The organism is Rhodoferax sp., assembly GCF_034519335.1.
GTDB lineage: Bacteria > Pseudomonadota > Gammaproteobacteria > Burkholderiales > Burkholderiaceae_C > Allorhodoferax.
In genome coordinates this window covers 14,231-38,417 of the sequence record NZ_JAXHOL010000021.1, presented here as the reverse complement: position 1 = coordinate 38,417, position 24,187 = coordinate 14,231, and the positions used below count along the sequence as shown (strand labels likewise).

Annotated in this window: 26 protein-coding genes; 8 read left to right on the top strand and 18 right to left on the bottom strand. The window is 60.9% G+C overall.

Translation table 11 applies throughout. The features are described from left to right. A complete protein-coding gene (locus U5O12_RS08830; RefSeq protein WP_322578276.1) occupies positions 1-558 on the bottom strand; it encodes a PAS and helix-turn-helix domain-containing protein in 558 nt (185 codons plus the stop codon). Positions 559-638: 80 nt separating this feature from the next. On the opposite strand from U5O12_RS08830, the gene U5O12_RS08825 reads away from it, so the two are divergent. Genes U5O12_RS08825 through U5O12_RS08815 form a run of 3 tightly spaced genes read left to right on the top strand, consistent with a single transcriptional unit; the run spans position 639 to position 2,532 of the window. Then, positions 639-1,346 (top strand): CoA transferase subunit A, encoded by a 708-nt coding sequence (locus U5O12_RS08825; RefSeq protein ID WP_322578275.1) that lies wholly within the window; start codon positions 639-641, stop codon positions 1,344-1,346. Between the two features lie 2 nt (positions 1,347-1,348). Then, positions 1,349-1,987, top strand: coding sequence for a CoA transferase subunit B (locus tag U5O12_RS08820; RefSeq protein WP_315480087.1), 639 nt, complete (start codon positions 1,349-1,351; stop codon positions 1,985-1,987). 53 nt (positions 1,988-2,040) lie between these two features. Beyond that, positions 2,041-2,532 carry a hypothetical protein gene (locus tag U5O12_RS08815; protein WP_322578274.1) on the top strand — a complete coding sequence of 164 codons (492 nt, stop codon included), beginning with the start codon at positions 2,041-2,043 and terminating at the stop codon, positions 2,530-2,532. Positions 2,533-2,650: 118 nt separating this feature from the next. Here U5O12_RS08815 and U5O12_RS08810 read toward each other — a convergent pair whose 3' ends face one another. The 7 genes from U5O12_RS08810 to gabT all read right to left on the bottom strand — a co-directional run bounded on the left by U5O12_RS08810 (position 2,651) and on the right by gabT (position 10,783). Next, positions 2,651-4,123 carry an NAD-dependent succinate-semialdehyde dehydrogenase gene (locus U5O12_RS08810; protein WP_322578273.1) on the bottom strand — a complete coding sequence of 491 codons (1,473 nt, stop codon included), beginning with the start codon at positions 4,121-4,123 and terminating at the stop codon, positions 2,651-2,653. Positions 4,124-4,223: 100 nt separating this feature from the next. Then, complete coding sequence (speB, locus tag U5O12_RS08805; RefSeq protein WP_322578272.1) at positions 4,224-5,168, bottom strand: agmatinase; 945 nt, start codon at positions 5,166-5,168, stop codon at positions 4,224-4,226. Positions 5,169-5,187: 19 nt separating this feature from the next. Next, entirely contained in the window at positions 5,188-6,006 is an 819-nt protein-coding gene (locus U5O12_RS08800) for an ABC transporter permease (RefSeq protein WP_322578271.1), read from the bottom strand. An 11-nt stretch (positions 6,007-6,017) separates the two neighbouring features. Continuing rightward, positions 6,018-7,259: an ABC transporter permease gene (locus tag U5O12_RS08795; RefSeq protein ID WP_416221469.1), complete on the bottom strand. Its 1,242-nt coding sequence runs from the start codon at positions 7,257-7,259 to the stop codon at positions 6,018-6,020. Between the two features lie 27 nt (positions 7,260-7,286). Further along, a complete protein-coding gene (locus U5O12_RS08790) occupies positions 7,287-8,318 on the bottom strand; it encodes an ABC transporter substrate-binding protein (protein WP_322578270.1) in 1,032 nt (343 codons plus the stop codon). A 44-nt stretch (positions 8,319-8,362) separates the two neighbouring features. Continuing rightward, positions 8,363-9,457 (bottom strand): ABC transporter ATP-binding protein, encoded by a 1,095-nt coding sequence (locus tag U5O12_RS08785; protein ID WP_322578269.1) that lies wholly within the window; start codon positions 9,455-9,457, stop codon positions 8,363-8,365. A 33-nt stretch (positions 9,458-9,490) separates the two neighbouring features. Further along, a complete protein-coding gene (gene gabT / locus U5O12_RS08780) occupies positions 9,491-10,783 on the bottom strand; it encodes a 4-aminobutyrate--2-oxoglutarate transaminase (RefSeq protein ID WP_322578268.1) in 1,293 nt (430 codons plus the stop codon). A gap of 171 nt (positions 10,784-10,954) precedes the next feature. Here gabT and U5O12_RS08775 point away from each other — a divergent pair, with 171 nt between their 5' ends. After that, positions 10,955-12,376 carry a PLP-dependent aminotransferase family protein gene (locus tag U5O12_RS08775; RefSeq protein ID WP_322578267.1) on the top strand — a complete coding sequence of 474 codons (1,422 nt, stop codon included), beginning with the start codon at positions 10,955-10,957 and terminating at the stop codon, positions 12,374-12,376. Positions 12,377-12,382: 6 nt separating this feature from the next. Here U5O12_RS08775 and U5O12_RS08770 read toward each other — a convergent pair whose 3' ends face one another. Genes U5O12_RS08770 through U5O12_RS08745 form a run of 6 tightly spaced genes read right to left on the bottom strand, consistent with a single transcriptional unit; the run spans position 12,383 to position 18,056 of the window. Then, positions 12,383-13,552, bottom strand: coding sequence for a fumarylacetoacetate hydrolase family protein (locus U5O12_RS08770; RefSeq protein ID WP_322578266.1), 1,170 nt, complete (start codon positions 13,550-13,552; stop codon positions 12,383-12,385). A gap of 7 nt (positions 13,553-13,559) precedes the next feature. Continuing rightward, positions 13,560-14,858 (bottom strand): TRAP transporter large permease, encoded by a 1,299-nt coding sequence (locus U5O12_RS08765; RefSeq protein WP_322578265.1) that lies wholly within the window; start codon positions 14,856-14,858, stop codon positions 13,560-13,562. Beyond that, positions 14,855-15,334, bottom strand: a complete 480-nt coding sequence (locus tag U5O12_RS08760; protein ID WP_322578264.1) for a TRAP transporter small permease — start codon at positions 15,332-15,334, stop codon at positions 14,855-14,857. Before U5O12_RS08760 ends, U5O12_RS08765 begins: the two co-directional genes overlap by 4 nt. A gap of 12 nt (positions 15,335-15,346) precedes the next feature. Beyond that, positions 15,347-16,348: a sialic acid TRAP transporter substrate-binding protein SiaP gene (locus U5O12_RS08755; RefSeq protein ID WP_322578263.1), complete on the bottom strand. Its 1,002-nt coding sequence runs from the start codon at positions 16,346-16,348 to the stop codon at positions 15,347-15,349. Between the two features lie 44 nt (positions 16,349-16,392). Further along, positions 16,393-17,310, bottom strand: a complete 918-nt coding sequence (locus U5O12_RS08750; RefSeq protein ID WP_322578262.1) for a dihydrodipicolinate synthase family protein — start codon at positions 17,308-17,310, stop codon at positions 16,393-16,395. Next, complete coding sequence (locus U5O12_RS08745) at positions 17,307-18,056, bottom strand: GntR family transcriptional regulator (protein ID WP_322578261.1); 750 nt, start codon at positions 18,054-18,056, stop codon at positions 17,307-17,309. Before U5O12_RS08745 ends, U5O12_RS08750 begins: the two co-directional genes overlap by 4 nt. 133 nt (positions 18,057-18,189) lie before the next feature. Between U5O12_RS08745 and alaS the strand changes: the two genes are divergently transcribed. Then, positions 18,190-20,847: an alanine--tRNA ligase gene (gene alaS, locus U5O12_RS08740; RefSeq protein WP_322578260.1), complete on the top strand. Its 2,658-nt coding sequence runs from the start codon at positions 18,190-18,192 to the stop codon at positions 20,845-20,847. A 76-nt stretch (positions 20,848-20,923) separates the two neighbouring features. Then, positions 20,924-21,469 carry a TlpA disulfide reductase family protein gene (locus tag U5O12_RS08735; RefSeq protein ID WP_322578259.1) on the top strand — a complete coding sequence of 182 codons (546 nt, stop codon included), beginning with the start codon at positions 20,924-20,926 and terminating at the stop codon, positions 21,467-21,469. Here U5O12_RS08735 and U5O12_RS08730 read toward each other — a convergent pair. Beyond that, positions 21,448-21,813: a thioredoxin family protein gene (locus U5O12_RS08730; RefSeq protein ID WP_322578258.1), complete on the bottom strand. Its 366-nt coding sequence runs from the start codon at positions 21,811-21,813 to the stop codon at positions 21,448-21,450. The genes U5O12_RS08735 and U5O12_RS08730 overlap by 22 nt on opposite strands. Before the next feature lie 134 nt (positions 21,814-21,947). On the opposite strand from U5O12_RS08730, the gene U5O12_RS08725 reads away from it, so the two are divergent. Continuing rightward, positions 21,948-22,724, top strand: coding sequence for a ferredoxin--NADP reductase (locus U5O12_RS08725; RefSeq protein WP_322578257.1), 777 nt, complete (start codon positions 21,948-21,950; stop codon positions 22,722-22,724). A gap of 56 nt (positions 22,725-22,780) precedes the next feature. On the opposite strand, the gene U5O12_RS08720 is transcribed toward U5O12_RS08725, so the two are convergent. The 3 genes from U5O12_RS08720 to U5O12_RS08710 are packed head-to-tail and all read right to left on the bottom strand — an operon-like array spanning position 22,781 to position 23,660. After that, positions 22,781-23,044, bottom strand: a complete 264-nt coding sequence (locus tag U5O12_RS08720; RefSeq protein ID WP_322578256.1) for a TIGR03643 family protein — start codon at positions 23,042-23,044, stop codon at positions 22,781-22,783. Further along, positions 23,041-23,487, bottom strand: a complete 447-nt coding sequence (locus tag U5O12_RS08715) for a DUF3429 domain-containing protein (RefSeq protein ID WP_322578255.1) — start codon at positions 23,485-23,487, stop codon at positions 23,041-23,043. The genes U5O12_RS08720 and U5O12_RS08715 overlap by 4 nt, the downstream gene beginning before the upstream one ends. Then, positions 23,484-23,660, bottom strand: a complete 177-nt coding sequence (locus tag U5O12_RS08710) for a hypothetical protein (protein ID WP_322578254.1) — start codon at positions 23,658-23,660, stop codon at positions 23,484-23,486. The genes U5O12_RS08715 and U5O12_RS08710 overlap by 4 nt, the downstream gene beginning before the upstream one ends. Before the next feature lie 133 nt (positions 23,661-23,793). Between U5O12_RS08710 and U5O12_RS08705 the strand changes: the two genes are divergently transcribed. Further along, positions 23,794-24,153 (top strand): DUF2237 domain-containing protein, encoded by a 360-nt coding sequence (locus tag U5O12_RS08705; RefSeq protein WP_322578253.1) that lies wholly within the window; start codon positions 23,794-23,796, stop codon positions 24,151-24,153. The last annotated feature ends 34 nt before the right edge of the window (positions 24,154-24,187 follow it).

The window sequence follows — 24,187 nt, the reverse complement described above, 5'->3', positions numbered from 1 at the left end:
CTAGCCGCCCGACATCAACTTGTGCACCAGATCCGCAGTGGTCGATGCCTTGTACTTGCGCATCAAGCGGGCGCGATAGATTTCTACGGTGCGGTGGCTGATCTCCAGCGTTTTTCCAATGTGTTTGGAGGTCAGGCCCTGCATCAGGTGGGCCGCCACCTCGCGCTCGCGCGGGGTCAGTTCGGCTTTGACGGGCCGGTTGGCACTGAGGTCTTCGAAGCTCCAGATACCGGCTTCGTGGGGGGCATCGCGGTTCAGCGCACGCCCAGTCACGTGGCACCAGAAGGTCTCTCCCTTGAAACGACCGTCCAGCCGCTTCATGATGCGGTCGTCGGCATAGGTGCCGTTGCGGTTGATGATGGGGCTGATGCGCGCGCCGGTGCGTTCGTATTCATCGGCGCTGGGGTAGAGCACCTGGAACGACTGGCCGATGAGTTGGGTCCGGTCAGCCCCGAACATCTCGCACAGGCGTTGGTTGCAGTCCACCATGGTGCGGTTGCGTGACAAAGCCAGCCCCACAGGCGCCAGATCGAAAGCGAGTCGGTAGTCAAAGTCCATAGGGTTGGGCTTTACGGGGAACTACGTAGGGTCATACGTAGTATCGTACGGCAGTCGCTTCTATTTATGGAGACCCTGCTGTGAACAAAATCTACCCTAGTGCTGCCAAGGCACTTGAAGGCATCGTGAAAGACGGCCAGCTGCTGGCCGTGGGCGGCTTTGGCCTGTGCGGCATTCCCGAGGCGCTGATTGATGCGCTGAAAGACAGTGGCGCCAAGAACTTGACCGCCATTTCGAACAATGCCGGTGTAGACGGTTTCGGCCTGGGCAAGCTGCTGGAGACACGCCAGATCAAGAAGATGATTTCTTCCTATGTGGGCGAGAACAAGGAGTTTGAGCGCCAGTACCTGGCGGGCGAGCTGGAACTGGAATTCACCCCCCAGGGCACGCTGGCCGAGAAGCTGCGCGCTGGTGGTGCCGGCATTCCGGCCTTTTTCACCAAGACTGGTGTGGGCACCATCGTGGCCGATGGCAAAGAGCTGCGCGAGTTTGACGGGGAGACCTATGTGATGGAGCGTGCCCTGGTGCCCGACGTGGCACTGGTGAAGGCGCACCGCGCCGACAAATCCGGCAACCTGCAGTTCCGCTTTACGGCGCGCAACTTCAACCCTGCGGTGGCCATGGCCGGCAAGATCACGGTGGTGGAAGTGGAAGAGATTGTGGAGACCGGCGAAATTGCGCCTGACCAAGTCCATCTGCCCGGCATTTATGTGCACCGCATTGTGCTGAACGCCACACCGGAAAAACGCATCGAGAAACGAACCATCACTGAAAAGGCGGGGGTGTAATCATGGCCTGGAACCAAGACCAAATGGCGGCCCGCGCGGCCCACGAGCTGGAAGACGGCTTTTATGTGAACCTGGGCATCGGCATCCCCACGCTGGTGGCCAACCATGTGCCGGCCGACAAAGAAGTGTGGCTGCAGAGTGAGAACGGCATGCTGGGCATTGGCCCGTTTCCCACCGAAGACGAAGTGGACGCAGACCTCATCAACGCGGGCAAACAAACCGTCACCACCATCAAGGGCAGCAGCATTTTTGGCAGCCACGAGAGTTTTGCCATGATCCGCGGCGGCAAGATCAACCTGTCCATCTTGGGGGCCATGCAGGTCAGTGCCAAGGGCGACCTGGCCAACTGGATGATCCCCGGCAAGATGGTCAAGGGCATGGGCGGCGCTATGGACCTGGTGGCCGGCGTGAAGCGCGTGATCGTGCTCATGGAGCATGTGGCCAAGAAGAAGGACGGCACCACCGACCTGAAGATACTGCCCCAGTGCACCCTGCCGCTGACCGGCGTGGGGGTGGTGGACCGCATCATCACTGACCTGGCTGTGATGGATGTGACGCCCGAAGGCCTGAAGGTGGTGGAGCTGGCGCCCGGTGTGACGCGTGAGGAATTGCAGGAGAAAACAGGGGTTCCCCTGCTCTGAGCGGTGCCTGACAGCGGGTAAGATACTTTCGCTATTTCAAACCCGGGGAAAACATGTCCAGAGCGCTCAAATTCCTGATGTTCATCTACTTCGTGGTGTTCCTCACCACGGGGACTTTCATGGTCCTGATCGTTAATGCGGACGAGGGCTCGCAACCCTGGATCACGCTGCTGGTGCGCAACCACAGCATCGTGTACGCATGGCATCTGGTGTGCTGGATGATTCTGGGCATGTTCACCAACTACTACTGGGACCTGTTCAACATGGGCAAGGGCATTGAGTCCATGCAGGTGTTGCGCATTGTGCTGCCACTATTGGTGTCGCCTTTTGTCTTTATGCCCACCTACAACCTATGGCTGGCCTCCAGCTCGCAGAGTTACATGTTGTTTGCAGTGATTGCGATCCAGAGCGGGTTCTTCTGGCAGGCTTTGCTGGCCAAGGTCGCTCCGCTGGACAAGCCCGCCAGCATCCCGTGGTCGGTCAACAACGGAGCCAACCGCGCCAACCGTGCCGCGGCAACCTCCAATGGACCTGAGCTGAGCTAAGCGGCTTCTCTTCCAATGACAAACGGGGCCTTTGGCCCCGTTTGTTTTTGCTACCAAATAAGTAGCTGCTCGCGCTGCATCTATGGGCTCTGGAGCCAGATTTGATTGCTGCCGAAACTCACTTCAGTATGTCACCCAGGCAGAGGTATTTGACTTCGATGTAGTCGTCCATGCCGAAGTGCGAGCCCTCGCGGCCGAGGCCGGATTGTTTGACGCCACCAAAGGGCACATGCTCGGTGGCCAGAATGCCCACGTTCACGCCCACCATGCCGTACTCCAGCGCTTCGCCTACGCGGTAGATGCGGCCAATGTCGCGGCTGTAGAAATAGCTGGCCAGGCCAAATTCGGTGGCGTTGGCCGCGTCAATCGCTTCTTGTTCGGTGGTGAACTTGAACACCGGTGCAAAGGGTCCGAAGGTTTCTTCGCGGGCGCATAGCATGTCGGCGGTGGCGCCGGAGACCACGGTGGGCTCGAAGAACTGGCCTTGCAGCGCGTGGCCACCGGTTTCCACCTTGCCGCCTTTGGCTACGGCGTCGGCCACATGGCGCTTGACCTTCTCGACGGCTGCATCCTCGATCAGCGGACCTTGCAGTACGCCGTCTTCAAAGCCGTTGCCGACCTTCATGGCTTTGACCTTCGCACTGAACTTGGCGACGAATTGGTCATACACGCCGGCTTGCACGTAGAAGCGGTTGGCACACACGCAGGTCTGGCCGGCGTTGCGGTACTTGCTGGCCAATGCACCTTCAACCGCAGAGTCCACATCGGCGTCGTCAAACACGATGAAGGGGGCATTGCCGCCCAGCTCCAATGACAGCTTTTTGACTGTTGGCGCGCTTTGCGCCATCAGGATGCGGCCCACTTCGGTGGAGCCGGTAAAGCTCAGGTGGCGCACCACATCGCTGGCGCAAATGACCTTGCCCACGGCAATGGACTGCTCGCTGTCCGCGGTGATCATGTTGAGTACACCGGCGGGAATACCGGCGCGGATGGCCAGCTCGGCGGCAGCCAGCGCCGTCAGGGGCGTCAGCTCGGCGGGTTTGATGATGACCGGGCAACCGGCGGCCAGCGCAGGCGCCACCTTGCGGGTGATCATGGCCAGCGGGAAGTTCCAGGGCGTGATGGCTGCGCACACGCCGATGGGCTGCTTGATGACCATCAGGCGGCGGTTGTTGTCGAACTGGGGCAGGGTCTCGCCGTTGACGCGCTTGGCTTCTTCGGCAAACCACTCCACAAAACTCGCGCCATAGGCAATCTCGCCCTTGGCCTCAGTAAAGGGCTTGCCTTGCTCGGCGGTCATGATGCGGGCCAGGTCTTCCTGGTTGGCCATGAGCAGGTCAAACCACTTGCGCAGGATGATGCTGCGCTCTTTGGCGGTCTTGCTTTTCCAGGCGGGCCAGGCGGCGTTGGCAGCGGCGATGGCAGCTTCCGCGTCTGCGGCACCGAGGTTGGCCACATCGGCCAAGTGCTGGCCGTTGGACGGATCTGTCACCGCAAAGCGGCTGGCGCCAGTCACCCACTGGCCATTGATGAGTGCGTCTGTCTTGAGCAGGCTGGGGTCTTTCAAGAGGGAAAGCGGCGATGTGGACATGGTGTCTCCTCAATATACAAACAAAATTGGCTGCCAGCGCCCGTGGAATATGCGCAAGCAGCTATGAAAAACGTAGCGAATTCAGGTGTGTAGCCGGCAGTCAGCGCACCGGCACCCCGGGCAGCACACACAGCATCTCGTACAACAGGTTGGCCCCTAGCAAGGCGGTGTTGCCCGTGGTGTCGTAGGGCGGTGAAACCTCCACCAAGTCTGCCCCAACGATATTAAGCCCACGGCAACCCCGGATGATCTCCAGCGCCTGCGGCACGGTGAGCCCGCCGATCTCCGGCGTTCCGGTGCCGCCCGCATAGGCGGGGTCGATGCCATCAATGTCAAAGCTCAGGTAGCACGGGGTGTTGCCCACGCGCTGGCGCACCTGCTCCATCACGGGGGCCAAGGACTGGTGCCACACCTCGTGAGCGGGTACCAACGTAAAGCCCTGGCGGCGTGGCCAGTCAAAGTCGTCGGCTGCATAGCCGGTGCCGCGCAAACCGATCTGGGTGACCTTGTGGCAATCGAGCAGGCCTTCTTCCACAGCGCGGCGGAAGGGGGTGCCGTGCGCAATGCGCTCGCCGAACATGTCTTCATTCACGTCGGCATGCGCATCGACATGCACCATCGCCACCGGGCCATGCTTGGCGGCCATGGCCCGCAGAATGGGCAGTGCAATGGTGTGGTCCCCACCCAGCGTGAGCGGGATGCAGCCGTGACCCAGCACTTCGGCGTAATAGGCGGTGATGATGTCGACCGACTTCAACAACGAGTAGGTGTTGATGGGCACATCGCCCAGGTCCGCCACCTGCAGGGCATCAAACGGCGCTGCACCGGTGGCCATGTTGTAGGGGCGCAGCAGGCAGCTCTCGGCACGTATCTGGCGCGGGCCGAAGCGCGCGCCGGGGCGGTGGCTGGTGCCTATGTCCAGCGGCACACCCACGAAGGCTGCATTCAGCCCCTGGGCGGATGTGGCGACCGGCAGGCGCATCATGCTGGCGATGCCGCCGAAGCGTGGCATGGCATTGCCGGAAAGAGGTTGGTTCAAATCCATAGGGGAGCGGTGTTCAGGGTCAGGCTTTGCGGCCGCGCAGCCACTCCAGCACCAGCAACATGGCGGTGGTGAACAGGATCAGCAAGGTGGCCACCGCTGCAATCGTGGGCGAGATGTTTTCGCGGATGCCGGTAAACATCTGGCGTGGCAGGGTGGTTTGCTCAGCGCCCGCCAGGAACAGGGTCACCACCACTTCGTCAAACGAGGTGGCAAAGGCGAACAGCGCGCCCGAAATCACACCCGGTGCAATCACCGGCAGGGTGACGCGCATGAAGGTGTTGAACGGTGTTTCGCCCAGGCTCAGCGAGGCGCGCACCAGGTTGTGGTTGAAGTTGGCCAGGGTGGCCAGCACCGTGGTCAACACAAAAGGCGCGCCCATGGCGGCGTGCACCGCAATCAGGCCCACATAGCTGTCGCTCAGACCCAAGGGGGCGAAATACAGGTAAGTGGCCACACCAATCACGATCACCGGCACCACCATGGGGGCAATCAGGAAAGCCATCAGCAGGCCCTTGAAGCGGAACTCGGTGCGGGTCAGGCCCACGGCTGCCAATGTGCCCAGCACCGTCGCAATCACCGTAGCGGCGGGCGCCACGATGAAGCTGTTGCGCATGGCGTTGGACCACTCGGGCGCGGTGAACAAATGGCTGTACCACTTGGTGGACCAGCCAGGGATGGGGTAAGTCAGGAAGGAGCTACTGGAAAACGACAGCGGAATGATGGCCAGAATGGGCGCGAGCAAGTAACCCAGCACCAGCACACACACCACGCGCATCAGCCACCAACCGGCCTTGTCGGCCAGCGTGAAATAGAGGGGGAATTCAGGCAGTTTGAACATGGGTGTCTTTCTTATGCCAAGGCCAGGTCGGCTTTGCCGATGCGGCGGTAAACGCCATAGAGCACCAGCGTGGTGGCCAGCAACAAGGCACCCAAGGCGCAGGCCATGCCCCAGTTGACTTCCACGTTGGTGTAGCGGGCGATGTAGTAGCTCAGCATCTGGTCATCCGCGCCACCCAAGAGGGCGGGCGTGATGTAGTAACCAATGGACAAGATAAACACCAGCAGCGCGCCGGCACCCACTCCGGGAAAGGTTTGCGGCACGTAGACCCGCATGAACGCAGCCAGCGGCCCACTGCCCAGCGAGACGGCAGCACGCACATAGGTGGGCGGCACGCTTTTCATCACGCTGTACAGCGGCAAGATCATGAAGGGCAGCAGGATGTGCACCATGGAGATGATCACGCCGGTGCGGTTGAACAGCAGCGCCAACGGCTCGCTGATGACGCCCATGCCCAGCAGCGCACCGTTGACCAGCCCTTCGGACTGCAACAGCACAATCCACGCTGCCACCCGCACCAGGATGGAGGTCCAGAAAGGCACCAGCACCAGAATCATCAGCACATTGGCTTTGCGCTCGGGCAGCGTCGAGAGCCAGTAGGCGAGCGGGTAGGCCAGCAACAGGCACAACAGGGTGACCACAAAACTGATCTGGAAGGTGCGCGCCAGAATGCCGCCATAGGCGCGTTGGTCTTCGGGCATGCGTTCGATGTGGCCCTTGGCATCACGCTTGAGGTCCACCGAGGCCAGCAGGTAGTCTGGCGTCCAGCGGGAGCCGTTTTTGGCAATCGCTTGCCAGAACTCGGGCTCTGCCCAGCGCGGGTCTTTGTCCAGCAATTGCTGGCGGACGGATTCTGCATCGCCCTCGATGGGCAGGGCCCTGTAGGCGCCCATGATCAGTGAGCGCGCGCCCGGCACCTCGGAGTTCAAACGGCGTGCCAAGGCACCCGCGTCTGCCGTGTCCGGCAGCTGCGACAAATCTTTGACCAAGGCGGCGTAAGCAGGCGCTTGGGGTTGGGACACGCGGTCCCAGCCGGCCAAGGCTTCCACCGTGGTGGGCAGGGCCTTGGCGACTTCGGGGTTTTCCACCGCGCGCATCAACAGCGCGGCAATGGGAACCAGCAGGGTCAGGAGCAAAAACACCAGCAAGGGCAGTGTCAGGCTGAAAGCCCGCCATTTGCGGCGGGACTCCGCACGGGAGAGTGCCGCGCGGAGATCGCCCGGTGGCTGGATGGCACTGGCTTGCATGGACATGGGTTCAGGCTCCTGACGGTCTGCGGATTACTGGGTAGCCCAGGCAGCAAAGCGCTTTTCCAGAGCTTCGCCCTGGTCAGCCCAGAAGGTAGTGTTGAACTGCAAGGCTTCCTTGGCGTTCTTGTCCGATGTGGGCAAGTCGGCCAGTACCTTGGCGTTCAGCTTGGCCAATGCCTTCTTGTTGGTCGGGCCGTAGGCGATGTTCTGGGCGTACACGGCTTGGTTCTCTGGCTTCATGGCGAAATTCAGGAACTTGTAGACGGCGTCTTTCTTGGCAGTACCTTTGGGGATGACCCAGTAGTCCAGGTCATAGATGCCACCGGGCCAGTAGATCTGCAGGTTGCGGCCTTCGCGGTTGGCAGCGTCAATACGGCCGTTGTACACCGTGGACAAGACCACGTCACCAGCCACCAGGAACTGGGGCGCTTGGGCGCCGGCTTCCCACCATTGGATGTTGGGCTTGAGGGCGGTCAACTTCTTGAAGGCGCGCTCTGCGCCGTCTTTGGTGGCCAACACCTTGTAGACGTCTGCGGGCTTCACACCGTCGGCCAACAAGGCGAATTCGAGGTTGTAGCGAGCGCCCTTGCGCATGCCGCGCTTGCCGGGGATCTTGGTGGTGTCAAAGAAGTCTGCCCAGCTGGTGGGGGCTTTTTTGAGCTTGTCGCCGTTGTAAGCCATCACGGTGGACCAGACAAACAGGCCGACACCGCACTCTGTCACGGCAGACGGCAGCAGGTCGGCTTTGGGGGCGATCTTGCTGTAATCCAATTTTTCAAACAGACCTTCGTCGCAGCCGCGGGCGACATCAGGAGACTCCACTTCCACCAGGTCCCAGGTCACATTCTTGGTTTCCACCATGGCCTTGATCTTGGCTTGCTCGCCGTTGTATTCCACCGCAGTGACCTTGATGCCTTCTTTGGCAACAGGCTCGTAGTAAGCGGCCTTTTGGGCATTGGCGTTGGCGCCGCCGAAGTTCACCACGGTGATGGCGTCTTGGGCTTGAACATTCATCGCGAAGCACGCAGCTACAGAGGCCAACGCGATCAGGCTTTTTTTCATGGAGAAATTTCCTTGGTAAGTTGAGGAAGGGACAGGGGAGAACTTCAGAGCGCGTAGATGCGCGTAAACGGGGTTGGAAACTCCAGGTGCACCGTGCTGCCCATGGCGGGTGGCGTCAGTGCACATGCATGGGTGAGCGGCAATTTGACGGTGGCCTGCGCCTGGCCGGCACCCAACTCGCACTGCAGGCGCACATGGTCACCGTAGTACACGATGCCGGCCACTTGAGCCGCCACAGTATTGGGTGCGGCGGGAGCCTGCAAGTGCAGGCCAATGCGCTCAGGGCGCACACAGGCTTCCACGTTGGCACCGGTAGCGGCCTGGTTCACATTGACGCCGTGCAGTTTTTGTCCACTGCCCAGTTCGATGCAGGGAGCGTCAGCGCTACCCCCCAAGGTGCCGCGCAGCACCGTGCTGTCGCCCACAAAACCGGCCACAAAACGGTTGCTGGGAGCCTCGTAGAGGCTTTGGGCATTGGCTAGTTGCTGGATGACTCCTTCATTGAACACCGCCACCCGGTCGCTCATGGTGAGGGCTTCACCTTGGTCGTGCGTGACGTACACAAAGGTCACACCCAGCTGGCGGTGCAGCTCTTTGAGTTCGAGCTGCATGTGTTCGCGCAACTGCTTGTCCAGCGCGCCCAAGGGCTCGTCCATGAGCACCAGTTGGGGCTCGAACACCAGTGCGCGTGCCAGCGCTACGCGCTGCTGCTGGCCGCCAGAAAGGCGGGTGGGCAGCCGCCCGCCCATACCGGTGAGGCGCACCATGTCCAGTGCTTTTTGCACGCGGCGGGCTTGCTCGTCTTTGGGTACCTTGCGCACGGTCAGCGGGTAGGCCACGTTTTGCGCCACCGTCATGTGGGGGAACAACGCGTAGTTCTGAAACACCATGCCGAAGTTGCGCTTGTGCGGCGGGGTGCGGGTGATCTGCTTGCCGTCGAGCAGGATGTCGCCCGCCGTGGGAGATTCGAACCCGGCCAGCATCATCAGGGTGGTGGTCTTGCCGGAGCCCGAGGGACCAAGCAGGCTCAGGAACTCGCCGCGCTGGATATCGAGGTTCAGCTCCCGCACCACCAGCTGTTCGCCGTCGTACGTTTTTTGTACGCCGCTAAAGCGCACCAAGGGTTCTGTAGAGGACATGTGTTTTTTGAGGGGCAGATTCAAAAGAGGCGATCAGGCCACAGCTGCAAAGCTGTCAGCCAGAATGGTCAAGCCTTCTTCGAGCAGCGCGTCGGGCGCGGTCAGGGGCACCAGAATGCGGATGACGTTGCCGTAGGTACCACAAGACAGCAGGATCAGCCCGCGTCGTGCAGCCTCGGTGACCACTTTCTTAGTCAACACGGCGTCAGGACGGTGCACATCGCCATCTTCAAACAACTCGATAGCAACCATGGCGCCCATGCCACGCACATCACCGATGGCAGGCACCTTGGTGGCGATGGCCTTGAGCTTCTCGACCAGGAAGGCGCCCATGTCTTGGCTGCGTTGCAGGAGTTTTTCTTCTTCAAAGGCCTTCATCACGGCCAGTGCCGCCGCGCAAGCCACCGGGCTGCCCGCATACGTGCCACCCAAGCCGCCTGCGGCCGGTGCGTCAATCACGTCGGCACGACCGACCACACCGGACAAGGGGAATCCACCTGCCAACGATTTGGCCGTGGTAATCAAATCAGGCGCTACAGGCCACTGCTCGCAGGCAAACCAGGTGCCGGTGCGGCCCGCGCCGGTTTGCACTTCGTCGGCAATCAACAAAATGCCGTACTTGTCGGCCATGGCCTTGAGGCCGGCGATGAACTCGGGAGGGGCCACATAAAAACCGCCCTCTCCCTGCACCGGCTCGACGATGAAGGCAGCGACACGTTCTGCTTCGATGTCGTTCTTAAAGATCAGTTCGACCGAGTGCAGTGCATCTGACACGCTCACACCATGCAGTTCATTGGGGAACAGGGCGTGGAACACTTCGCCGGGGAAGGGGCCAAAGCCAATCTTGTAAGGGGCGACCTTGCCGGTCAGGCCCAGGGTGAAGTTGGTGCGGCCGTGGTAGCCGCCAGTGAAGGCGATCACGCCGGGGCGCTTGGTGTAGGCGCGGGCAATCTTGATGGCGTTTTCCACGGCTTCAGCGCCGGTGGTCAACAGCAGGCTCTTTTTGGCAAAGTTGCCGGGTGCCATGGCGTTGAGGCGCTCGCACACTTCCACGTAGGGTTCGTAAGCCACCACCTGGAAGCAGGTGTGGGTGTACAGGTCGAGCTGGGCCTTGACGGCTTCAATCACCTGGGGGTGCAGGTGGCCGGTGTTGAGCACCGCGATACCGCCGGCAAAGTCGATGAAGCGGCGGCCCTCGACATCCCAGAACTCGGCGTTCTTTGCATTTTTGATAAAGATTTCATGGGCCTGACCGACTCCGCGGGCGACTGCCGTTTGGCGGCGGGCATACAGGGCGGCGTTGAGAAGTTTGCGATCGGCTTGCATAGAGAGTTCCGGTGTGGTTGAACAGGTGACGGAACTATAAAAACGCTTTACTCGATACGCCATGTACAGTGAAGCGAAAGTTTCGAAACACTGTGCAGGTCTAGAATCCTGTACAGGGTTTCCCTAGTTTGGTGCGCAAGCCGCATAGCCAGTTCGTCGTTTTGTCCCCCGATGCTCACACTCAGTACGGAAATTTCAACACCTTTGGTCAGTCAGATCGTGGATGGGTTGCGCGGCTTGATTGCTGGGCAGGTTTTGAAGCCGGGTAGCAAGTTGCCCTCAATTCGGGCGTTTGCGGCCTCCCATAACGTCAGTGTATTTACGGTTGTCGAAGCGTATGACCGTTTGGTGGCACAAGGCTGGCTAGTGTCTCGTGCGCATGCGGGTTTCTTTGTGAAGCGCCGCGATGACGGTTTGGCTAGCGCTGGTGTGCGGGCCACAACACCTGATGCGCCCCGTTTTGATGCACGTTGGTACCTGAAGCAGATATTCGAGAATCGCAATTTGCCGCTCAAACCTGGCTGCGGTTGGCTGCCGCACGATTGGCTGTTCGGAGACGCGGTGCGACGCAGCATGCGGCAACTATCCACCGATGGCCCTGAACTTGATGGGTATGGCCTACCGTATGGGCACATGGCCCTGCGCATGATCATCGCGGAGTCTCTGGGTGAACAGCACATCAGCGTGGAGGCTGGTCAGGTGTTGCTGACCCATGGTTCTAGCCAGGCCCTGGATCTGGTGGCACGATGTCTATTGAAGCCAGGTGATGCCGTGCTCGTGGACGATCCCGGTTATCCCAATCTGATATACATGCTGCGCTTTTTGGGGGTGCAGCTTTTGGGTGTGCCACGGACTCCTACGGGCTATGACTTGCCAGCGTTGGAGTCCTTGCTGGTGACGCATAAGCCGAAGGCATTTTTCACGCAACCCCGTTTGCAGAGCCCCACCTGCTCCGTTGCGTCCACGGCGCAGATCCATCGTTTGCTGCAGCTGGCCGATCAGCATGACTTTGTGCTGGTGGAAAACGATATCTACGCTGACATGGACGTGTCTGCGCGCTCAACGCTTGCCAGTCTGGATCAGTTGCGACGGGTGGTGTATGTGGGCAGTTATTCCAAAACCATTTCGCCCAACTTGCGTGTGGGTTACCTCTTGGCCCGCTCAGACCTGTTGGCAGATTTCGTTCAGCTGAAGATGATTGCCGGCCTTACCTCGTCAGAGATCGCTGAGCGCTTGACTTTTGGAGTGATAACAGATGGGCGCTGGCGCAAACACTTGAAGTCCTTGCGAGACCGGCTAGGGGAAGCCCAAAGGCAGGTGGGACGGCGACTGGACAGCTTGGGCTTTGAGCTCTTTCATGAGCCCGAAGCAGGCATGTATTTGTGGGCCCGCCACCCTGATTTGCCTGACAGCGCTGTACTGTCCCAGGACGGAGCCGGCGAGGGCATCATGTTGGGGCCCGGCCAATTGTTCTTGGTTGACCCCCGCACGACGGGCTGGTTGCGCTTTAACGTGGCTTTTTGTTCCGACGAGCGACTATGGCGGTTTCTTTTGCAGCGTATCGAAATGGGTCAGCGCGTCGCTCAGGACTAAGTGGCCCTAGATCAATCGCCTCTTGGCCAAGTTACGCATCAGGTGCGAAATACCAATGGTCCAAGGCGGGCAGTGATCCGTAGCCTGCATGCGGTTGCGCAGCGTTCCCAGTTTGGGGCTGGTGATGGTCACCACATCGCCCAACTTGTGGGTAAAGCCACTGCCAGGGGCATCGCGGTCTTGCACCGGTGCGAACAACGTGCCCAGGAACAACATGGCGCCGTCCGGGTACTGGTGGTGCGGGCCCATCAGTTGGCCTGCCAGAGCCAGCGGGTCGCGGCTGATACGGGCCATGGACGAATACCCGTCCATGACAAAACCATCTTCACCCTCCACGCGCAGGTTCAGTTCAGCCTGGCGCACATCGTCGATGCTGAAGCTGGCATCGAACAGGCGAATGAACGGGCCGATGGCTGCCGAGGCGTTGTTGTCTTTGGCTTTTCCCAGTAGCAGCGCAGAGCGACCTTCCACATCGCGCAGATTCACGTCGTTGCCCAGCGTGGCACCTACCACTTTGCCGTGCGAGTTGATGGCGAGTACCACTTCGGGCTCCGGGTTGTTCCAGTGGGAGGCGGGGTGTAGACCCGCATCGGCACCACAGCCTACGGCTGCCAGTACCGGTGCCTTGGTGAATATTTCTGCATCCGGCCCAATACCCACTTCCAGATACTGGCTCCAGGCACCTTGGGCAATCAGCACTTGTTTCAGTGCCATCGCCGGTTCAGAACCGGGCTTCAGTTTGGAGAGGTCGTCGCCAATCAGTGCCAGAATTTCAGTGCGGATCGCGACAGCAGCGGCCGGATTACCGCGCGCCTTTTCTTCAATCACCCGCTCCAACATGGAGGTGGCAAAAGTCACGCCTGCGGCTTTGACGGATTGCAGGTCGCAGGGTGCAAGCAGCCATGGCTGAGTGGGCTGTTGCTTCGTGGCATTGCTGTTGGCCAGTAATGCTTGCACGCTGCAGACGGGTTCTCCCTTCGCCGTACGCAGAGCTGCTGCAGGGTCTGGTGTCTCACACAGATCGCGCACCGTGGGGTAGCTGGTACTGATGTCCACCACCATGCCGTCGCGCAGGGCGACCACGCTGGGGCCTTGCACGTCGGGGCGCCAGATGCGGCCGACCAATGCACCGTGGGTGCCGTCAAGGGGGAGGGTGTTGTCAGGAGTAAGTTGCATGGTGGGTTTATCCGGTGACATAGCCCATGGTCTGGGGCAGCCAGAGCACGATTTGGGGGAAGCAGGTGATGGCCAGCAGCAGGCACAGCAGCATGACCAGGAAGGGCCAGCCTTCTTTCATCATTTCGCCAATCGGAATGCCGGTGAGCGCCTTGGTCACAAACAGCAGCATGCCAAACGGCGGGTGGATCAGGCCAATCATCATGTTGAGCACCACCAACACGCCAAAGTGCACCAGGTCCACACCCAGCAGCTTGGCTGCGGGCAGCAGCATGGGAACAAACACCAGCAACAGTACCGATACGTCCAGAAAGCAGCCCAACACCAGAAACATGACATTCACCAGCAGCAGAAACTGGATTTTGGTGAGGTCCATGCTGTCTACCCACATGGCCATGCTTTGCGGCACTCCTTCGGCGGTGAAGGCGTAGTTCAGCACGAAGGAGCCGGCCAGGATGATGGTGATCACCGCGCTGCCACGGGTGGACTCCAGCACCACACCCCAGAAGCTGCGCCAGGTGAGCGCCCGGAAGAAAACCGTCGACAGGATCAAGGCGTGTAAGGCCGCAACGGCGGCTGCTTCGGTGGGGGTGAAGGCGCCAGAGTAAATGCCACCGAGCAAAACGATGGGCATGGACAGGGGCAAGGCGCCACGGAAAATCAGGCCTGCCCACTCGGAGCGCGGCACCGGCTCGTCGCGCGGCATGTTGCGTTTGACGGCGATGATGTGCACCACGCCCATCATGGCACCCGCCATCAGCAGGCCTGGTACCACGCCACCCAGAAACAGTGCGCCAACCGACGCGCCGGACACCAGCGCATAAATCACCATGGGTATGCTGGGTGGAATGATGGGGCCCAGCGTAGCGCTGGCCACCACCACAGCACCCGCAAAGCCACGCGTGTATTCGGGCTTCTTGAGCATTTGGCGTATGGTGACCAGACCGGGGCCTGCCGCATCGGCAATCGCGCTGCCGCTCATGCCCGAGAAGATCACACTCACCAGAATGTCCACCTGCGCCAAGCCGCCACGCATGCGCCCCACCAGAATCCGGCAGAAGTCAAAAATGCGTTCGCTCACAGTGCCAGCGTTCATGATGTTGGCGGCAAACACAAACAGTGGCACAGCCAGCAGCACATAGCTGTTGTACAGGCCGTTGCCCACCTGCTCCGCCACCAAGCCCAAGTCTTGGCCCTTGACCAGGAGATAGGCCACGCCAGAGGCTAACATCGAAAAACCTATCGGCAAACGCAGCAGCAGGCCCGCCGCCATCACGGCAACGAGAGTCCAGATTCCAGAGGTCATAGTCGTAGTTCCGCTTCCAGGCCTATGCCACGCACGGCGTTCCAGATGGCCCAGGCGCTACGAATCACCAAAGCGATCAAGAGCAGCACAAACGGCAAGAAAATCCACATAAATGGCAGGCCCAGTACGGGCGAACCTTCGCGAGCCATGAAGCGCACGTAATCCCAACTGGCGGGAATGGCGACCAGTGCCAACCCTCCCAGCATCAGGTTGCCCACGATGCGCATAACTTGGCGGGTGCGGGTATTCACGCTGTTCCACACCAGGTCAAACATCACGTGTTCGCGCTCCGGTACCACCGCAGCAGCGGCCCACAGAATTACCCACACGTACAAAATCACCGCCGCTTCATCGGTCCAGGGCAGCGGCTTGTGGAAGCCAAAGCGCGCCACGATCTGGATGATGAAGACGACAAACAGGGTCAGAAAAAGGCCGCCGCCCAGAAGGTTGGCGGCCTGTTGCAGTCGACGCAGCATGCTGGGAGCGTCTTACTTGGTCGCGTTGATGCGGTCCAGCAGACCCTTGGGCCACACCTTGGCGTAGTCGGAGGCTTGGTAAGTGGTTTGCACCGATTTGCGGAAAGCGTCCACATCCGGCGTGATGACCTGCAGGCCTTCTTTTTTGAAGAACTCCACCAACTGGCCTTCTTCCTTGATGCGGTTTTCGTTGTTGTAGGCCGCAGCGGCTTGGGCAGCCGCAGTCACCTTTTGCTTTTGGGCCGCAGTGAGTGCGTTAAAACTCTTGTTGGAGATGGCAATAAAAATGCCGTCCACCAGGTGACTGGTCAACACGATTTGCTTGGTCACTTCGTAGAACTTTGCTGCGCGCACCGAGGGCAGGGGGTTATCCTGGCCATCGATGGTGCCGGTTTTCAGGCCCATGTAGACCTCGCCAAAGGCCAGCGGAGTTGCGGTGGCGCCTAAGGCTTCGCCCAGGAACAGCCATTCTTTGGAGCCGGGCATGCGCAGCTTCACGCCTTTCAGGTCTGCCGGTGTTTTGACCGGTTTGGCCTCGCGCATATTGACCTGGCGGGTGCCCAGGTAGACGGTGGCCAGCGGCGTGACTTCCATTTTTTCAGAGACCAGCTTGAACAGCTCGGCACCGATGGGGCCGTTGAAAATCTTTTGCTGCTGGTCAGGGTCACGCACCACGTAGCCCGCGGTGAAGATAGAGAACTCGGGCACCAGCTTGGCAATGTCAAAGGCGGAGATGCTGGACAGCTCCAGGTTGCCGCGCGCCATGGCAGCGGGCTCGGTACCTTGCTTGAACAGCGTGGCATTCAAGTTGATCTGCACATCGAATTCGCCGGGCGCGTTTTTTTCCAGCTGCTCTTTGAACACGGTCCACATCTTGGCGTGCCAGTCGTCTGGCACTGCGGGCGTGGAGATGCGCAGCACGGTTTTGGTCTGCGCCATGGCGGGCAGGGCGCTGGCGCCCAGGGCGGCAGCGGCACCCAGCAGGGTGCGACGGTTCAGGTGGGAAATGGTCATGGTTGTGTCTCCTTTAGTTATGTCAATGTCAACTCACGCGTGGCTCAAAGCGCTACCTTCAAAGCGTCACTGATGGCACGATAACCGCTGCGCACGGTTTCCAGCTCGGTGTTATCCAAGGGGCTCAGCGGCGCGCGCATGGTCAACCATGCATCATCGCCGGTTTGCTCCGCCAGCATGGCCTTGTACACGCCTACAAAAGGCATGCCGCGCTTGATGGACAACAGCTTGAGCAAGTCCAAAATCAGTTGGGCATCGGCGGGCGCCACTTTATCCGGTGCGCTCATCACACGCTTCATCAGGCGCGGTGCAATATTGGCCAACCCATTGATGGAGCCGGAGCCGCCTTCGCACATCACGGGGGCCACATCAGGCTCAGCCCCCACCAGAATGGCCAGCTGCGGGAAGGCATGCGCCAGCGCCAAGGAGTGCGCGCGGTCGCCGCTGCTGTCTTTCACGCCCACTACCTGACCGGGGTGGCGACGCACCAGTTCCGCAATGGCAGCGTGCGAGAAGCCAAAGGTGCTCATCGCAGGGAAGTGGTAGAGCAAGAGCTTGAGGCCGTCGTCCCCAATGCCACGCACCACCTGCGACACGGCTTCAATGATGCCCGCATCGCGCGGTTGGTTAAAGAAGAAGGGCGGCATCAGCATCTGGCGGTGCACACCCAGTCGGCTGGCGTGTTGGCCCAGTTCAATCGCTTCCCCCAGCGCCAGGGCGGTGGTGGTGACGATGATCTGGTCGGCGCGGATGCCGGCGCCCAGCATGGATTCAAGCAGGCCCGTGCGTTCGGCCATCGTGAAAGCCGGGCCTTCGCCGGTGGTGCCAAACAGGGTGACGCCGTCGCAACCTGCAGCCAGCATGCGCTGGGCATGGGCAATGGCGCGTGGGGTGTCGAGTGTGCCTTGGGCGGTCAGGGGCAAAAGCAGGGCAGGCCAGAGGCCGTGGATGTCGGGGTTCAAACGTTTCTCCTTGGGGTGTGGGGGGTATTCCATTCGCTGCGCACTTGCTCCAGCGGTGCATTCATCACGCGGCTGCGGGCGCTGCTGATGTGGTCTTCCAGCAGCTCCACGGCCAGTGCGGCATTGCGCTGCCGCAGGGCTTCAATAAAGCGCAGGTGCTCCTGCATCGCCGGGATCAGGCGGCTGGGCGTGATCACGCTGTGCTCCAGTTTGATCAGGCGCACGCGCAGGCTGTTCACGCGGTACTGTTCGGAAATGATGTCGTTGCCCAGCGCGTCGACCATGCGGTCGTGCAAGCCCCAGTCCACGGCTTGGGCATCGTCCAGCAGGGCTGCGTCGTTCAAGGCATCGGGGGCTTCGGCGCGTTGCAGGATGTCGCGGTGGCTGGCCTCAATGGCGGCCAACTCGGCCTCGCTGGCGCTGCGCACAAAGTTCAGCACCGCCTCGCGCTCAATCATCGATCGCACCTGGAAGGCATTGCGGATCAGTTTGAGGTCCACATGCGCCACCTGCAGGCCGCGCTGGGGCACGGTTTTCACCAGCCCGGCAGCCTCCAGGCGCGGAATCATCTCGCGCACCGCGCCCAGGGGCATGTCCAGCAAAGCCATCAGCTCGCGCTGCGAGATGAATTGCCCGGCCCGGATGCCACCGGTAAAAATCTGCTGCGTAAAGCCTTGGTAAGCCCGCGCGCGCTGGCTGGTGGTGTCGTCGGGGGCGGTGGCTGCAGCCTGTGTCATGACTGACATGTTAGTCAAACTTCAATCCACGCATGATGGTGTTTACCCTTGGATGGGGCCATGCAGGGCGCGGCGCGGCAGCTGGCGCGAGGCGGCGATAATAGAGGGCTCTATTGACCCCCACGTGCGAAGAAACCCAGACATGACCCAGCCCGTAATGAGTGTTGCCGACATTCGCAAATCCTTCCTCGACTTCTTTGCCTCCAAGGGCCACACCGTGGTGGCAAGCAGCCCGCTGGTACCGGGCAACGACCCCACGCTGATGTTCACCAACTCCGGCATGGTGCAGTTCAAGGACGTGTTTTTGGGAAGCGACAAGCGCTCTTACAACCGGGCGGTGTCTGTGCAAGCCTGCCTGCGCGCGGGCGGCAAACACAACGACCTGGAAAACGTGGGCTACACCGCGCGCCACCACACCTTCTTCGAGATGCTGGGCAACTGGAGCTTTGGTGACTACTTCAAGAAAGAAAGCCTGAACTGGGCCTGGGAGCTGTTGACCACCGTGTACAAGCTGCCTGCCGACAAGCTCTATGCCACGGTGTACCAGGAAGACGACGAGGCCTACGCCATCTGGGAAGACATCTTCGTCAAGGCGGGCTGGACGCCCGAACGCGTGAAGCAAGAGGGGCGCATCATCCGCATTGGCGACAACAAGGGTGGCCGCTACAAGAGCGACAACTTCTGGATGATGGCCGACACCGGCCCCTGCGGCCCTTGCTCTGAAATCTTCTACGACCACGGCGCTCACATCCCAGGCGGCCCTCCCGGCAGCCCTGACGAAGATGGTGACCGCTTCATCGAGATCTGGAACAACGTGTTCATGCAGTTCAACATGGACGAAACCGGTGCCGTCACCCCGCTGCCCGCGCCTTGCGTGGACACCGGCATGGGCCTGGAGCGCTTGGCCGCCATCCTGCAGCACGTCCACAGCAACTACGAGATCGACCTGTTCGACGCGCTCATCAAGGCCGCATCCCGTGAAACTGGCTGCACCGACCTGAACAACAAGAGCCTGCGCGTGATTGCCGACCACATCCGCGCCACCGCCTTCTTGGTGAGCGACGGTGTGATCCCCAGTAACGAAGGCCGCGGCTACGTGCAGCGCCGCATCGTGCGCCGCGCCATCCGCCACGGCTACAAGCTGGGCCAGAAGACCCCGTTCTTCCACAAGCTGGTGAAAGACCTGGTGCAGGTCATGGGCGCCGCATACCCCCACATGGCTTCGCAAGAGGCGCGTATTACCGAAGTGCTGCGGGTGGAAGAAGAACGCTTCTTCGAAACCCTGGCCACCGGTATGCAGATCTTGGACGAAGCCTTGGCGGGTGGCGTGAAGGTGCTGCCTGGTGAAGTAGCCTTCAAGTTGCACGACACCTACGGCTTCCCGCTCGACCTGTCGGCGGACGTGTGCCGCGAAAACGGCGTCGAAGTGGACGAAGCCGGCTTCAAGGCTGCCATGGAGCAGCAAAAGGCCAAGGGCCGTGCGGCTGGCAAGTTCAAGATGGACAAGGCGCTGGAGTACAGCGGCGCGGGCAACACCTTTGTGGGCTACGAGCACCTGACCCAAGCTAGCAAAATCGTAGCGCTCTACGCAGACGGTACGCCGGTCAACGAGCTAAAAGCGGGTCAAGATGGCGTGGTGGTGCTGGACACCACCCCCTTCTACGCCGAAAGCGGCGGGCAGGTGGGTGACGAGGGCGCGGTGTTCTCGGACGCTGGCCTGTTTGAAGTGGGTGACACGCAGAAGATCAAGGCCGATGTGTTTGGCCACCACGGCACGCTCAAGACCGGCAGCCTCAAAGTGGGTGACAGCGTCACCGCCCATGTGGACGCCGCCAAGCGCGCCGCCACCGTGCGTAACCACAGCGCTACCCACCTGATGCACAAAGCCCTGCGCGAAGTGCTGGGTGAACATGTGCAGCAAAAGGGCTCATTGGTGAATGCCGAGCGGACCCGTTTTGACTTTGCGCACAACGCACCCGTGACTGACGCGCAGATTCGTGATATCGAGGCACGTGTTAACTCAGAAATCATTGCCAATTCGGCTGCAAGTGCGCGCGTTATGGACATCGAATCTGCAAAAGCGACCGGCGCCATGATGTTGTTTGGCGAAAAGTATGGCGAGTCGGTGCGTGTGCTCGACATAGGCTCCAGCCGTGAACTATGTGGTGGCACCCATGTTCAACGCACTGGAGACATTGGCGTGTTCAAGGTGTTTTCGGAGTCTGGTGTTGCTGCTGGCGTGCGGCGTATCGAAGCGGTTACTGGTGGTTTCGCCTTGGCTATGTTGGACAACCAGATTGGTGAACTCCAAGCTGTTGCAAAGTCATTGCGCGTGAATGCTGGTGGTGGCGCAGTGTTTGGTGCTGTAGAGAATCTCTTGGCTGAGAAACGCTCACTGGAAAAAGAAGTGGCTGCCCTCAAGGGCAAGCTGGCTTCCGCCCAGGGCGATGAACTGGTGGGCAGTGCGGTAGATGTGAATGGCGTCAAGGTGTTGGCCGCCAAGCTCGAAGGCGCCGACGCCAAGACCCTGCGCGACACCATGGACAAGCTCAAAGATAAGCTCAAGACTGCCGTCATCGTGCTGGGTGCGGTGGACGGCGACAAGGTGCAGATCGCCGCAGGCGTGACCAACGACACCACGGCCAAGGTCAAGGCTGGCGAGCTGGCCAACTTTGTGGCGGGCCAGGTGGGCGGCAAGGGCGGCGGCAAGGCCGACATGGCCATGGCGGGTGGTACCGAGCCCGCCAAGCTGGCCGGCGCGCTGGCCAGCGTGCAGGCTTGGGTGACTGCCAAGTTGTGATTCGGCACAAGGTGCTATAAAAAGAGAAGCTGCTCGCGCATATTCCACGAGGGCTAGGGCCGTATTTCATGCATAAATGCGAATGAAGCGCCGGCAGGTGTTGGGCCTGCTGGGCGCCGCCAGTTTGGGGCCTGTGATGGCGCCTGCCGTAGCCAACCCTGGCTACGACGTGCAGCCTTGGGCCCCCAAGCAGGCCGTGCCGGTGGGCGACTTGGTGGATCTGGAGGGGCAGCACTGGAGCTTGCCCGACCTGCGGGGCCGTGTGGTGCTGCTGAACTTCTGGGCTGGCTGGTGTGAGCCATGCCGTGCCGAGATGCCGGCGCTGCAAACCCTAGCTGCCCGGGAGTCGCAGCGCATGGTGGTGCTGGCCATCAACCTCAAAGAGTCGTTTGATGCGATCGCCCGCTTTGTCCAAAGCACGGGTTTGATGTTGCCCGTGGTACGCGATGTGCAAGGCGACATCGCCAAAGCCTGGGGCATCCGCATTTACCCATCCACCGTGTTGATCGACACCGAAGGCCAGGTGCGCAGCATCGTGCGCGGCGCGCTGGACTGGGCTGGGCCCGAGGGCGACCGCCTTTGGCAGCCCCTGTTGCAGCCTCAGCGCGCGCGCAAGCGCTGAGCCAAGGCCACCACCTCAGGCGCCTGCACAGGGCGGGCGTCTGCCGCGCTGCTGGACTGGATGAGCCGGCGCAGGGTTTCGAGGTGGGGCATCACGGTGCCAAAGAACTGGGGCTGCGCACCTTGCGCAATCAGGATGGTCGGAAAGTTTTCCACCTCAACCGGGTCCACCAGATCGGCCTGGTCCTCAATGTCCACCCACTCAAAACGTGCATTTGGAAAGTCGGCCTGCAACTGCGCAAACAGCGGCTGGTACTCCGTGCAGGTGCCGCACCATTGGGCACACAGGCAGGCCACCAGCAGGCTGGGGAGGGCGGTTTCGGGCAGGGTCGGGGCGTGGTGCATGGTGGTCGGCTAATGACTCAAATCAATATCGATATAACAAGTCGCGGGGGTATGGAGTTTTACAATATAGGGTTTCGCCCTAGCCCAAAGTAGCCGCGGGTAACTCCTACCGATTGACCTTCACCAAGGCCCCCATGAGTGCATTTCTGGAAGAAACAGTTTTAAGCGTACACCACTGGACCGACCGTTTGTTCAGCTTCACCACCACTCGGGACCCGGCCCTGCGTTTTTCCAACGGCCACTTCACCATGATTGGCCTGCGCCAGGAGAACGGCAAGCCCTTGCTGCGCGCCTATTCCATCGTCAGTGCTAACTACGAAGAGCATCTGGAGTTCCTGAGCATCAAGGTGCAGGACGGTCCGCTCACCTCCAAGCTGCAGCACATCAAAGTGGGCGACAAGATTGTGGTGGGCCGCAAGCCCACGGGCACCCTGTTGATTGATTACCTCTTGCCCGGCAAAAACCTGTACCTGCTGGGCAGTGGCACGGGCTTGGCACCGTTCTTGAGCGTGGCCCGCGATCCTGAGACCTACGAGAAGTACGAGAAGGTCATCGTGGTGCATGGCGTGCGCGAGGTCAAAGAGCTGGCCTACTACGACTACTTCAAGACCGAGCTGCCCCAGCATGAATTCCTGGGTGAGATGGTCAGCAAGCAGATGCTGTACTACCCCACGGTGACCCGCGAAGCCTTTGAGCACCAAGGCCGCATCACCACGCTGATCGAGAGCAACAAACTGCCCGCTGACTTGGGCCTGCCTCCGCTGGACCCAGCTACCGACCGCATCATGATCTGCGGCAGCCCCGGCCTGAACAAAGACATGCGCGAAATTCTGGATGCCAAGGGTTTCAAAGAAGGCAACACCACGACGCCCGGCGACTACGTGGTCGAACGCGCGTTTGTGGAGCAATAAACGCAGCGGCCTTGGCGGCCTGCGTTTCACCTGAAAGGCCTGCTTGCAGGCCTTTTTTATGCCTGCCGGGTATGGCTTGCGCGGTGCCGCTGTACCGCGGGCGATCGCAGCGCCAGATGTTTGGTGACCCGCCCGGCCATGCGTTTGCGCCACATGCGAAACGAGCTGGGCTTCATGTGTCGGCGCATCACATCCACTACGGCCGATTCATTCAAGCCGAATTGGGCTTCAATCGCTTCAAATGCCGTGCGGTCTTCCCACGCCATTTCCACAATGCGCGAAACGTCAGACTCCGTCAGGGCAACATGCGCCCGTGTCATGCGGCCAGACTCCCGGCTAGCAGGCTCAGTGCCGCAGCGAGCGTCAGGTGCAGGCGCATGGGCAGCCACGCTGTCAGGCCGTACGCCGGGTAACTGCGCCGGTCCACCGCCAGGCAGATGCCCAGTAGCAAGGCCAGCGTGACCAGGCCTTGTGCCTGGGGCATCAGCAACGCCACCCACGCGACCAGGCTGGGGAATACGCCCCACACAAACGGCCCAGGTTGCGGTGTGAGCGGCCCGCGCATGGCCAAGCCCCAGTGGATGGCCCCCATGAAACTGGCAATGGTTGCGCCATAGGCCAGCAGGGCCAGCACCGCTTGGCTGCGGTAGGCGGCTGGCGCCCACCAAGTGGCTGCAGCCAGCACCACAAATGGCAGTGCACCGGCATAACCCAGCCGGGCAGCCCAGCGTGGCAAAGGCAGGGGCTGAGGGGCTGCGGTCATGGCGCCTCGCCTTGTTCCAAGGTGTCGCTGCCGCTGATGGTGGGCGAGGCGGGGGACGCGGTTTGCGGGTGGCACATGGTGGTGCCGTTCCATTGTTGCCCACACCAGCACAGGCCCTCGTCATTGATGATGCAAGTGCCGGTTCCGCAGCAGCGCTCGTCGTCGTTGTCCATGGTTGCGTCCTGAAAAGCCGTACGTACAAAGGTTGCTGGCCACTGTGGCAGCATTCGGTGCCCGTATTTTGTGGGAAACCCCGCCCCGCGTGTCCTTGGGGGCCTTTGTTGTGTGTCTGAAAGCGAGTTGAGAATGTCCGCCCTGAATGTTTTAGGCACCGCCTTGCAAGCCTGCTCGTTTGACCCGCTTACCGGGTTTTATCGCGACGGCTGTTGCAATACCGATGCCCACGACCACGGCACCCACGTGGTGTGCGCCAAAGTGACGGCTGATTTTTTGGCGTATTCATTGCAACAAGGCAATGACCTGAGCACCCCCCGGCCCGAATACCGTTTTGTGGGGCTGCGTCCCGGCGACCGCTGGTGTCTGTGCGTCAACCGCTGGCTAGAGGCACTGCAGGCAGGCGTGGCCCCACCTGTGCACCTGGAGGCGACCCACATCAAAGCCTTGGAGCGTGTGACTCTGGAGCAACTGAAGGCCCATGCTTTGTAAAAACGTTCGCTGCCGCACCGATGAACCCTGGCGC